The sequence below is a fragment of the Fibrobacter sp. HC4 genome (assembly GCF_023373925.1).
GTDB lineage: Bacteria > Fibrobacterota > Fibrobacteria > Fibrobacterales > Fibrobacteraceae > Fibrobacter.
This window is the reverse complement of record NZ_JALCZV010000038.1, coordinates 1-13,412: the sequence shown is the minus strand read 5'-3', so window position 1 is coordinate 13,412 and position 13,412 is coordinate 1. Positions and strand designations below refer to the sequence as shown.

Sequence of the window (13,412 nt, the reverse complement as noted above, 5' to 3'; positions counted from 1 at the left end):
TGGCTTTCTTCACGGAAGTGACCGCCGCAAGATTCTTCACGGTGGAGGGCGTCGAGGGTGAGGACTTCTGCGAATTCGAGGAAGTCAGCCAGACGGCCAGCACGTTCCAGGTTCTGGTTGAAGGAACCTTCGAAGCGATTTCCTTGTTGCGGTTCTGCACCGCCGTCAGGTATTCGTTGTGCTTGCTTTCGAGGTTTTCGAGCCAGGGCTTGAATCCGCAGGCGCTCAACTTGTCATCACCAATTTCCTTGAGGGTATAAATGAGGTTCGTGAAAGTACCCGTGGACTGGTCCTGATTCAGCCTCGTGGGGTCGGCGTTCTCGGCAAAGATCTTGCAAGAGGAGTAGGCGGCATTGCGTTCGGAATCAAGGTGGCTGACGGCCCTTGCGGCAGATCCGTCGACAGACACTTCAATGAGGTTAGCGTATTCGGTTACAGAGGTGCGGTAGGCTTCGATGGACTTGCGAATCTCTTCGCTGGTGATGCTTGCAGTCTGCTCAACGAAGTACTTGTGGAGTCCCAGGAATTCTTCGTTGCGGAGTGTTCTGTAGTCGAGAGCGTATCACCGAAAATGCCTGATTCCGATGAACGAATACAAATTAAGGATAAAGTGTTTTTCAGACAAAGTAATACATTCCTTTATCCAGGTTGCATTTTTTTGTAAAAATTGTGTCACGGCCGTGTGTAGTTTCTACACGTCGTTTCCGCTAAAGCCGAGAGAGTCTTCGAGCCAGGTGTCTGTCCGCTGAACAGAAAGCCTACTTTTCATGGCTTTCTTGCCCGCCGAATACTGCGCCCACCTCACGACGAGCGCAGAAAGGCGGCCAAGATGCCTAAAAGCGCCCCAAAGCGCCCCCGGCAGGTTGCGGCGCAGCACATCGTCCTCAAAACTTGCGTAATGGCTCGCGCTCCCCGGGTCACCTTGACGGGCGGCGCGGCCAAAAAGCTGGCGGTCAATTCTCGAAGAAGGGTTGCACTCCGTGGCAATCACATGCAGGCCGCCAAGTTTCTTTACTTTATCGGGAATCTTGATGTCGGTTCCGCGCCCGGCCATATTGGTCGCAACCGTTATCGCGCCCATACGACCGGCGCCCTCGATAATTGTAGCCTCGTCGTCGCTGCGGACAGCGTTTATCACACGGCATTCAAGGCCAAGCGCCTTGATCATTTCGGCAAGGGTTTCGCTTTCGTCAATGTCCTTGGTGCCGATAAGGACCGGGCGGCCCTTGGCATGGACATCGAGCACTTCGTGGACAATGGCCACCCGCTTGGATTCCTTGGTAGAAAAAATCTTGAGGAACGAAATCTTACGCAAGCACTTGCGGTGATTCGGAATGCAAAGGACTGCCGCCCCGTAAATCGTCCAGAACTCGCCAAGGGCTTCCTTGCCGGTTCCCGTCATGCCAGAAAAGTTCTTGTACAGCCTAAAGAAGCGCTGGAAACTCATTCGCGCCTCGGTTTCCTTGAGGCCCGAAAGTTCCAGCCCTTCCTTCAGTTCAATCATCTGGTGAAGCCCGCCGTTCCACGAACGCATGGGCATCTTGCGGCCCGTCGATTCATCGACAATCACCACCTTGCCTTCTTCTACAACATACTGGCGACCGGCCACAAAAAGTTCTCGCGCCACAAGCGCCTGGCGAATCAGGTCCTTCAAGAAAGACGCCTTGCAGAAGCCCTCGCCCACCGACTTAAGCGATTCCAGGCGTTCGTCCATATCGACAAGGAAACGGACTGTCCTAAAGCGGATATCGACAGCATAGTCGGTACCTTGGACCAATTTTTCGGAAAGCGCGAAAGCAATCCTGCAACTTTCGTTAAAGCCCTCGTTCTTGTTCTCCTTGGAAATTATAAGCGGAGTCACGGACTCGTCAATAAGCACGTTGTCGGCCTCGTCAACGATGGCGGTGCATAGCCCCCGTTGCACCAAGTTCGACATGACCCGTTCCATATTCGCGCCCGAAGAATCGCCCACAAGCCGCTTCGAGAAATGCTGGTATTTCCCGAGCGCAATGCGGTCACGCAAGAAATCGGCAAGTACATCCTTGGCGGTAGAATAGGTCACGTCGGCGCTGTAGCCCTCCCTGCGCTCGGCAGGTTTCATCGCCCCGGTCACCGCACCCACGGTCACGCCGCAAATATCGTAGAGAGGCTTCATTATCTGCGCATCGCGACTTGCCAGGTAGTCGTTCGCGGTTATCACGTGGCATGGCTGCTTGCCAAAGCCGCGCACCGTAGCGCACATCGCCGCAGTCACGGTCTTCCCCTCGCCTGTCGACATTTCGGCAATGAACCCGTCATAAAGTGCCAAGGCTCCCGCCACCTGCTCAATGTAGGGCCTGTACCCCAACGTGCGGGTCACCGCCTCCTGCACAAGGGCAAACGCGGTCTGCAGCGCGTTGCGGTCCGGCCTACGCTTAAAGGCATTGCGGACACGTGCCAGCCTTTGCCTAAACTCGGCACTGTCCAGGCCGCTATACGACCTGCCCAGCTTATCGATCTTGGCAGCTTCGCGCAAAAGGCGGCGCAGCACGCCGCTACGGCCCTTGAACCGCCCTTGCATCCGAAAAACGAGGGCGTCAAGCCCCGTCGGAATCTTCTTCACCCGTTTACAGGCGGTAAGGCGGTAGTTTTCGATCAGGTTCATGCTACATCTTATAGTATTTCTGCAGGGCCTGCCTTGCCTTGCGGATTCCCTGCAGGGCAAGCGGAGTGTCTGTCAAATGGAAACGAATTTTTCCGGAACGTCCATGAGCCCAGTCTACACCGGAGAGGGAAGCCAAGTCCCTTCTTATCGAGGAACGAACGAGGTAAACAGGCTCCGCCGTACGCTCGCCAGAGCCATCCTTCGCCGTTGTTTCAATTTCGCCACCGCCAAGCCAGCCAAGGGCCGCAGAGGGCAAACGGTCACTCGCTGCAGGAATCACGCTCACGCTATCGACAGGAATCTCGACAAAGGCTTCGCCGTTTAAACGCACGGAAACCTTGCGCGGGTTTTCCATGAACAAGCGCGAGACTTCCTCTTGAGTCACCACCGCAAGAAAATCGAACGCAGCCGTATCTAAGACCATCCCAACCGAATCGCCCTTCTGCAAGAAACGCCCCACGTAGTCGTCAGGACTTTTAACATTCCAAATTCCGTCCATCGGAGCAAGCAGCGCCAACTTATCGCGGTCGCGCAACAAATCGTTCAGTTCCTGCCTCAGGACTCCCAATCTCTTTTCGACGGGCTGCATGTTTTCGGGAGCCAGTTCCAACGCCTGGTAATACGTTTGCACGGTCTCGTTCACCTGGGCACGTTTTTCCTCTATGCGGAAATCCAGTTCACGGTTCTCAAGGACCATCAGCGTATCGCCCTTATGGACCAGGGCCTTTTCGCCACGATAGACCTTTGCGACAACGCCCCCCTCGCCTACCGTAGAATTCTCGTACCGAGCGGCCTCAATAATTCCAGGAGCCTTGAAAGTGTCGGGAACAGGCACGTAGAAAAGCGCTGCAAAGACTCCGCCGAGCACGACCAAAGTCACAAGCACGGCGCGGTTACGGACCTGCGAAAGGGCTGGGCTTGCAAAGACATACTTTATAAACCGGCCCACAGGCATCACCACCATTGTAAGGCAGAGCAAGACACCCATACAGAAGGAAAGTATCAGGTAGTGCGCGGAAATGGCGACAATGAAGCCTGTAAACAGGAACACCCTGTAAATCGAAGACGAAACGCCGTACACGGCATAAACAAATCTTTCAAACCAGGTTTCAGCCACCTCTTCGGCGTCACGTTTGAAAAATACGTAACGTTCGAGCAAGTACTTCAAATACCGCACCGAGCGCTGCTGCAAATTCGGCATGTCAAGAGCGTCGGTAAGCATGTAGTACCCGTCAAAGCGCATGAGCGGATTCACGTTGAAGAGGACTGTCGAAACGGAAGCCATCACAACAACGTTGTACGCAAGACTTTTGGCGAGGCCGCCCCCCAAATTCGCCCAAAGTATCAAAGCAATCGAAGCAATGAAGAACTCCGTGAGCATGCCTGCCGCCCCCACGAGAATGCGTTTCGACTTTTTGCGGAAAGACCAGCTCGCCGTCGCATCCACATAAGGGAGAGGAACAAGCAGCATGAACATCACGCCGAGCGTGTGAACCTCGCCGCCAAAACGCTTGACCACACTCGCATGGCCAAATTCGTGAAGCAGCTTGACAAACACGGTACACACGTAAACCCAGCCGATGTTCGACGGGGCAAGGAACCCTTGCGCACTATCCTTCAGGGCGTCGAAATTTTCAACACCGTACTTCGCAGCCACAAGAACCGTCAACAGCCACACCACCGCAAACGGCTTGCTAATCAGGCAAGCGATGAGCCATCGCAAGCGATTCAGAATAGCGTCAGGATCGAAAACGGGAACCTTCAAGAAGAAGATGTTCAGTAACGAAGACTTGACCTTTTTCTGCCTCTGCTTGCGGTTGCGCTCGAAAAGCTTTGCGCCATCGTCCACGCCCATGTACATGAGCATGTTCGCCTGGTACAGCTGCGCAAGCATCTCGATGACTTCGCCCTGGCCGGGCATATCGCCCTCGCCGCTTTTAAGCATCGAGTTCCAAACCTCGCCTACCGTCTTATCGGGCGAAAGGCGCGACACAAAGTCGTACGCACCGCGCGGCAAGCGGTAGTACTGGTTGGTAAACTGCTCGTGAAGAACATACCACAGTACCCCGCGGTAGGTTTGCCTATGCACGCGGACACTCGCCCGGAGAGAAATCTTACTCCCCGAGAGCCTGTACCACGACTCATGGAAAATCCTACGCTGTTGATCGAGGACCATAGAAATATCCTATCAGTTACCGCAAGAAGCGAGGAATGCGATAGCTTCATCAGAGTGAATTTGCAGGACAATCTTATGTTCACCCGGAACTGTCGAGGAATTAGGAATTTCAAGCCAATTGTAGTTCAGCAAATCCCTAGTAATAGCTTCACTAATGCCGTCCCAAGAAATATCCAGGTAGTGCATCATATTGTCAAGAGAATTCATTTCCAGGACGACTTTCGGACGATAGTACGGATTGCCTTCTTCCCAGTCGGTAATCACGATTTCCACCGTTTCGCCAGCAGCGATTTCGACATAGACAGGAACGTGTTTCTGACTCAAAACAAATTGTTTCATCGCAATTTGTTCAGTGCCTTCGGAACCCTCGCCGGTTTCAGTGCCTTCGGAGCCTTCAGAACCTTCGCCGGTTTCAGTGCCTTCGGAACCTTCGCCGGATTCACTTCCTTCGCCTTCGGAGCCTTCGTCGGTTTCAGTGCCTTCGGAGCCTTCGCCGCCAATGTCAGACGGATTCACATCATCTTCGTCTTCGTCGCTTTCGAGCGTTCCAACGAAAAGCTGTTCTTCGCCTCTACTTTGTTCAAACACAAGGTTCTCGCCAGTTCCCACATCGATAGAATCAAGGCGACCGTTTTCGGAATCCTGAAGCTGAATTCCGACAATCTTGCCCTCGTAGAACTTCTGCATCATCCGCTGCTCGTTCACCTGGTCGTTGTCAAGATAGGCTTCCTTGTAGCCATCGAAGTACTGATTGTCTTCAAGGACCACTTCTACATCCGGCTGGAACACTCCAATCGGATTGTTGTTTTCGACCATGAGCTTTGCATTGTCGCCAATGGCAACATCGTCGCCGCTACCAGTCGAAATTGTATCGCGACCTTCGCCGCCCACAACCACATCGCGATCCTTGCCGGTCTTGATTTCATCGTCGGTACGCAAATGCTGTACGGCTTCTGTCGCAAGCGCCATCGATTCGGCCGAAATCACACGATTCTTGTAATCCTTGATATTTTCGTTACCAGCGAACGGAATGTCCAAATCGAAATCAAGCGAAGCTTCGTCGCCAAAGACAAGGTCCTTGTCGTGGTCGCCGCCCAGGGCAATGTCGCCCGTGCGGTTCAATCCAGACACAACCTGGACACCCGAAAATACTGGGATATCGTTCGGATACTGGTTACCAAGAGTCGATTCAACGCAACGGATTTGCACAGTGTAATCACAAGTCTTGACATTACGGAAGACTACATAGTTGCCAATCATCTCGACATTCGGTGTAACACCCGAAGCGAGCTTTCCAGGCTTGTAATCCTTGCATGTCACTTCCTTATATTCGCCTTCGAACGAATTGCCAATCCAGTCGTTCAAATAGAACTTCTGGTTGTCAGAGCCGTTAATTTCGAATACGTAGTCATAACCATCACTACTGCCAAGCTTGCCGCCGACATACACATACACATCGCACGGGGAACCCGAAGGACCCGGAAGATTATGCAGCGTAAGCGAGAGCGTTTCTTGGCGCTGGCCCATCACAAGCGTCTTCAGCATCTTGTTGTTTGCCGTATCGTCGCCGGTAGCAGGGTCAATCTGTTCGTTCGGATTGTTCCGATTTCCATAGTTCCCAATCGAAGTATACTCAAACGTGATGACCGTACTAGGAGCGGATTCGTTACCCGTTGCACGGTCGCGCATCTGGTTGTTGCGCAGATAGACATTGTGCCAATCGTTATCCACAACGACACCCGCCGATTCACCGGCGTGAATAAGCAGCGAATCACTAGTAGTCTCAGTCACAAAGTTGAACGAAGTGACCTGGATGTTATCCATCTTCGCTTCGGCACCCGACGTTGCGTTGGAATTTACGACATCGTGACCAACGCCGCCCACGACAACATCGTTACCGTCGCCAGTATTGATGATATCGTCATAAGAGGCTTTTAAATTCGTCGTGGCAATGGATTCTGCATGTGAAATCGTCGTAGCGGTCGTCGGATCGCTGTCGCGGTCGGTAAAGACCATCTTCGCATTATCGCCGTACACGATATCATTGTCGCGAATTCCGTAGCGATCGTCGCCGAAAGTCTTAATCGTGTCGTTTCCAGTGCCACCCACGACAATATCATCACCGCCATTCGTAAGGATAACGTCTTTACCGCCCATGTCAATATCAGTAGAAGCGGCAACGTCCTGCTTATGCATAAAACCGTGAACCTGAATTCCCGCAATTCCCGCACGGTCCTTGCCGTTCGTTCCGTTCTGCGGGTCCGTAATTTCGATGTGGAAACGGTCACCCGCAAGAGTATGCTTTGTGTCATTTTCGACGAAAGACTTGAAAACAACGCAGTTGGCCAAAGTTGCCGTTGCAACGGACTTGCCAGTCGCAACGTTCCAAGTACCATTGAATGTTTGCGTATCAGGATCATTCACGTAGAATTCGTCAAAGAACGTGCTTGTCAATTTGCCATTTTCGTCAACCGAATCGATATACAACTTGACAACACGGACGCTATTTTCATGCATGGAGATTTCACGCACCATGTCCAGATACACAACAACTTCGTATTCCGTGAAATACTGCGAAAGACCGTCTACCTGGGTAATCAGCGTATTGCGACCGTTGTTGCCACTAATGTCAAGGCCGCTCTTCATCAGGTTCACATCACCCGAATTGCTGCCATGCACATAAGGAGTCTGGTCGTAGCCACGCAGGCGAATATTCTCCCCATCGGTGGTGCTAATCCTATGGGATTCAGTCGCACCATAAGTCACGCTCACGGCACTTGCGCGGGTTCCGTTGTCGAACAGCACGATTTCGTTGTCATCGTTGCCATAAGTTCCCGACTCGCGACCATAAACGCTCTTGATGTTATTCCAGTTGCCCACGCAATAATCGGCGTGCTCGGTAATTTCTACAGTTTCGCCAGTCGTTTCGTCCACACTCTTGGCTCTGTAGTCGGCTACGGCACCGGCCTGTTCGTTAGCACCGATACCAGACTGGGCCGGGCCCTGGAAGTTGAAACTGAGGGTGGCTTCTGTGTAGATGGTGGGCATATTATCAAAACCTTCGGCCATCTCGGAATTGCCCTTGAACGTCACGTAAGCATTGTCGCCGAATACGACGTCCTTGCCATCGCCCGATTCGATCAAGTCGTCATTATTTTTGTCGATCGACATTTTGTCCAATTTTCCAGATTCCGCATTCCTGACGAAATCAAAATCACGGGACTTGGTATTCAAGCCGCCCAAGATAACATTGTCGCCACCGCTAGTTTTAATAACATCGGAACCAGCGCTGCCGTCAACATTACGGCCAACGTTGTCTACAAGAAGTGCATCGCGATTGCGGTCTACGTATACCTCGCCACCATCGCCGACAATGACATCGTTACCCGAGCCGGTCGCAATCATGTCGGAATCCGTACCGCCAATGACAACGTTCTTGCCGTTTTGGGTCGTAATCGTGTCTATTGCACCGTGCGCGTCGGATGTCGATTGCACGTAGTTCAGGTAAGTCGTGGATGAATCACCATAAACATGGTCAACCACATCGCCAGAAGCATTCTTGACCACATCGCTACCGGCAAACTTGACTTCACCATTGTCGCCGACAGCAACGTTATTTTCGCCGTTCAGATAAATTTCATCTGAACCAGCTCCACCAATAGCCACATTTTTGTCGCCATGAGCGGTAATTACATCGTTGCCGCCGACCGTTTCACTCACAGAATGGATGTACTTGGCGTCGCGCACCACGCCATCCGTCTGGAAGTAGTTCGACGCAGTCTTATCCGCAGGAGTCGTGTAATCAGCGGCATTCAGCTTCGCATCGTCTGTCTCAGAGTTTTCAATATCCAAGGAACCCAAACGCGTGACGATTTCGCTCTTCTCGTTCTCGTAAACAATCTGGCCACGGTCGCCAATGGCGATAACATTGGTATTGACATCAATCGTATCATTGCCAACGCCACCAATCACGACCATGCCTTCGCGGGTCACCTTGGATTTTCCATCGGCATCAACATCGCCGACGGCATTTATCGTATCGTCACCGCCCTGGGCATTCACGACGAGCAGACCGTCACCATCATAGCCATTGGCCAAATACATCGCGACAATCGAAACATCCTGCGCAACAGGAGTCAGTTCTCGTTTGAGCAGAAGCGTTGTAACCGTCGTTTCATCATTATCTTCAAGGAACACTTCGCGGCGCTGGATCGTTCCGTCGGAATATTCAACATTCAAGAACACACGGTTCTGAGCAAGCAGTCCACGATCCAGCTTATCATTGTTCTGGGCCACGATTGCCTTCAGATTATCCGAGGTAACGCCATTACTGAACGTGAAGCCCGAAACACTGTACGCAATCACATTCTTCAAAGAACCCGAATACGTAGTCTTCGTCAAGCCGCTCAATGTGCCAAGTACAGTAGATTTTTCTCTGGCGTAACTATGCACATTGATGTTATCCTTACCAGCGCCGGTATTCACGACCGTAAATGTCTGGAACCCGTCTTCACGGTAAATCGTCTTGTTGATATCAACCTTATCGGCACCCGAACCAAGGTTGATTTCGCCGTATTCCATGTTGGCGAGATTGAATTGACTCGTTGCAGTAGACGAAGCATCTTGATGTTCAAAACGCAACGAATGCTCATCGGAGTCACGCCATTCCGTATCGGCCTGTTTTACGACATCTTCTGTTTTTTGCAGAATCAATGCAGGGTCGACATCCTTTTCAATCATGCTATTATCGAACTTCGCAATTTCGCTCAAGGCATCGATATCGTTCTTGATGCCAGCACGATTATTCTTGCGGTTATTTACAAAGATACGATCCTTGCTGTTGCCTTCATCGAACTTGGCCGCTTCTTCTTCGGCAGCTTTTCGTTCTGCAAGATCCGATTCCGAGATAACGTTCTTTTCGTCATTTGACGTTGTTAAACGATTGCCATCCGCATCGAGACCATCATAATGCAACATCGACGGGCCGTCAATGCCAAGGTCAGCTTCGCGGCCCATGCCGTCTTCGTACAGGGCACCCTTGATGTTCTCGATGGTATTTTGAGCAATATTCTTCATCACATCAGCAGGAGAAACGTTTTCGAACGAATCCTTTTCGTCTTCAATGACAACAGATGGATAATGTTTTTCTCCATTTTCACTATCTAAAGACTGCCAAGCGAATGCAATGTTGCCATACATCGGAACAGGTCGCCCAGCAGTTCCATCAGAGCGCACACTGCAAATAATCAACTGCGTTCCGGCAGTCCGGTAACAATAACGGCATTGGGGATAATTTCTAATCTCACTTTCAGCACAAATTAAATACGATTCATTAACATATCCGCCATTAACTTCATCTACTGGAACAAATGCTAGAAGCTCCGTCATGCCTTCAGTACTATTACTCATCTGGATGACACTTTCATTAACTACCAGCATATGTTCAAACTTATAACTGATATAGAATCTCGTTCCAACAGCAGGAATAGCCCCCATCTTATTCAAATCAATAGTCAATTCATTGTTAGATGAATTCCTGTCCAAACAAGTTTCAGGAACTTGAACAGGCGAACCATCCTTCATATACCAACAGTCGATATTTTGCTTTTCAGGCAAAGCCTGCAGGTACCATAGTATTTTACTTTCGTCAATTTCTTGAGATGCAAGCACATGTTCTTGCGTAATCGCAAACATGTTTTGAACCTTATTAGCATCTCCTGCAACTTTATATTTAACAAAAATATACCCATTAGTTTCTAACGCCGCTGGGCTTACTGAAATTGTCAAATTCGAATTGTTCACAGCAAACGTGCTAATAGTTTGACGAACACTACCTTTTTCATACCAACATTCAATAGAGCCTGTTATAGGAGTTTCAATCAATGATAATGCAATAGAACCGCTTGCAGATTCAGTTGCATTCACCACATGATATTGTTGCTGTACAAACAAACTTGCGCCAGACATACCTTTCAAGAAAACCAGCGCATTCTTGCAATCCTTTATTTTGGCATTTGTTTGCGTCGAGGATACATTATGCAATAACGAGAAGTAGTCATTACCTTCGCGAACACTATCGCCAATCGCAACAAGCTTTACATCGACAAGAGCGTTCCAGGCAAACACACCAGTTCCAGCCGTCTTCGCAAACTTATAGGTAATGGACTTGCAGTAATTACCATTGCCATCGACAAGCCAAATGCCCCTGTCGCCACGGTTGAGTTTTTCGGTAGTCTCGCCCGGAGCAAAGATTGTCACAGAGACAACCTCGTTTTCTTGCGGCTGTTTACTTAATGCAATCTTATAGACAGTCTTCGCAGCAGCCCCTTCATCAAGGGTATTCTTCGCCGTGTCTATTCTATTGTCAATATCATCGTAATTTGCGGCATTTTCATTATAGAACAAGACCCCAATGGCATTTGAATCATCATTTTTACTGTTGCCAATGTTCTCGGGTTCTTTTGCCGTTCCAACACCGCCATTGTAGAAACTGTCGTTGCCCTTATTGCCGTACAACTTGGTCACTTCATCTTTGGCAGTATCGAGCACATAGAACGAATCATCGCCGTCACCGCCGTAAACGTTCTTGTTCTCAATGCTTACGGCCTGCACATCTATGCCATTGCAGAGAACACGGCCCTGAGAAATGACAAAGTCATCATCACCATCGCTGCCGACAATGCTCATCTTGTCTACACCAGCGCCACCAATCAGCGTTACCGGACCATTTTCAACAATCGACTTGCTTCCATCATTGTTGACTTTCTGGAACATGGCAACATTGAAGGTGTCGTTACCAAGGCCGCCAGAAAGTGATACGGCAGCCTCGTTATGCAATACGTTAAACGTATCGTTGCCTTCGCCACCAACAATCGATGTCGAATGTTGTACGCCTGCGCTCAAGTAGCCCTGGGTCGTCTTGGTAGTCGTAAAGGCATCATTCGGCAACACATTGCTATGGTCCTTGTCAGTATTGCGTTCAGATTCAAACTGCTGCCCCACAGTTATGGTGTCGTTACCCGCACCGGCATCAATGGAAATTGTAGACAAAGTTCCATCGATAGCAATCTTATCGTCACCGGCACCCGTATTGATCGCGATATTTTCAAGGCCCGTATCGCCGCCTCCGACATTCCAGAAGTTGACGCGTTCAATCTGCGCATCTTTTTTAGACGGGAGCTTCGCCACGAATCCGAGTCCAGCCGTAGAAGCACGGACCAGCATGTCGTCGGCCTCGACTGTACCGTCAATGGTCATGGAATCACCCTTGTCGGCAGTACCGGAATCCATCACGTTGGTAATGGCATGGTTCGAACCACCCATAATCTGGATCTTGTAGGTATCGTCACCACCCTGGCCGTCAACAAAGTCATTGCCGTTACCAGCGAGAATAGTGTCGTTGCCACCTACGCCATTGAACTTGGCATCGGCCGTGATTCCGAAGTTTTTCGCAAAAGCAGTTATGCCGTAGCCAAACATAAGGTCCTGGTTTGCCTTTGCAATTTTATCGTCATCCGAGCCACTGAACGAGTTCTTGAACAGTTCCGACGCCCCAATTATAGCACCGTTATTGTCCTTCACGTAACCCGCCAAGCCGTTATCACCGAACACAAAATCGTTTCCGGCACCACCGTCAAGCGTATCGTTACCGGCACCACCGTAAATGATATCTTCACCGTAGTCGCCGTTGATGGTATCGTTTCCGCCATCGCCGTCAATGAAGTCATTATCGGCTCCGCCACTGATAATGTCACTACCACCTTCAGAAGTGTTCGACCCATCATCGCCAAAGATGATATCGGAACCGTTACCGCCTTCGATTACATCGCTACCATTTGTAACTTGAGTAGACGGCTCTTCTTCTGCCTGAGGTTCTGTACCTTCAGCTTCTGTAGCAGCCGTCGTCCCTGTCGTAGTGGCACCGGTTGTTGCAGCTGTTTGCGTTGCGCTCAAATCAACCTGAGGAGCGTCAAAGAGGGAGACTGCAACTTGAGCCAGTGCGTTAAGGGAAGCCACGTCCGTTTTAAAGCTATTCTCAAAATTGAACAGGGCAATACGATTGACACTTTCAGAACTTACATTGCCATCAGCATCTGTGGTTGTCACCGTGTCACTGCCAAACAAGTCAGAAGTATCCTTCTTAATTTCTTCAGCAATGTATACATACGGCAATTCGCCCACAGCATCGTCTTCTCGCGCAATAACCATCGCTTCATCTGCAGGAGTATCACCAAAGATGACATCTACGCCATCTTCACCGTAAATCTTATCATTGCCGGCACCACCGTAAATAACGTCGTTACCCTTGCCGCCATGAATTTCATCATTTCCGTCGCCACCCTTGATGCGGTCAGAGCCGGCACCGCCAAAGATAAAGTCCGTCTTGCTGCTGCCGAGGATGACATCATTACCACCTTCGTCGTACAGATCTTCGTTCTTGGCATTAGTCAGGTTGTGCGATTCATCAAATTCAAAGTATGCAAAATCTCCGTAAAGGTAATTTTCCGTAAAATATTGAGGCATCATCAACATGTGTGGAAGCATTTAGGCAGCCTTGCTAGATGATCCTCTCGATTCCGATTCCCATTCGTA

3 protein-coding genes and 2 pseudogenes are annotated in these 13,412 nt (G+C 50.3%); all 5 read right to left on the bottom strand.

Features of this window, described 5'->3' with window-relative positions; all coding sequences use genetic code 11:
* Positions 1-191: pseudogene (locus MMG03_RS16335) on the bottom strand (hypothetical protein); the annotation flags it as partial.
* Positions 185-409: pseudogene (locus MMG03_RS15520) on the bottom strand (hypothetical protein); the annotation flags it as partial. The pseudogenes MMG03_RS15520 and MMG03_RS16335, both read right to left, overlap by 7 nt.
* A gap of 282 nt (positions 410-691) precedes the next feature.
* Positions 692-2,560 carry a hypothetical protein gene (locus MMG03_RS15515; protein WP_249506698.1) on the bottom strand — a complete coding sequence of 623 codons (1,869 nt, stop codon included), beginning with the start codon at positions 2,558-2,560 and terminating at the stop codon, positions 692-694.
* A gap of 85 nt (positions 2,561-2,645) precedes the next feature.
* On the bottom strand, positions 2,646-4,733 hold the full coding sequence (locus tag MMG03_RS15510; RefSeq protein ID WP_249506697.1) for a hypothetical protein: 2,088 nt from the start codon (positions 4,731-4,733) through the stop codon (positions 2,646-2,648).
* Positions 4,734-4,832: 99 nt separating this feature from the next.
* Entirely contained in the window at positions 4,833-13,364 is an 8,532-nt protein-coding gene (locus MMG03_RS15505; RefSeq protein ID WP_249506696.1) for a calcium-binding protein, read from the bottom strand.
* Positions 13,365-13,412: the final 48 nt, after the last annotated feature.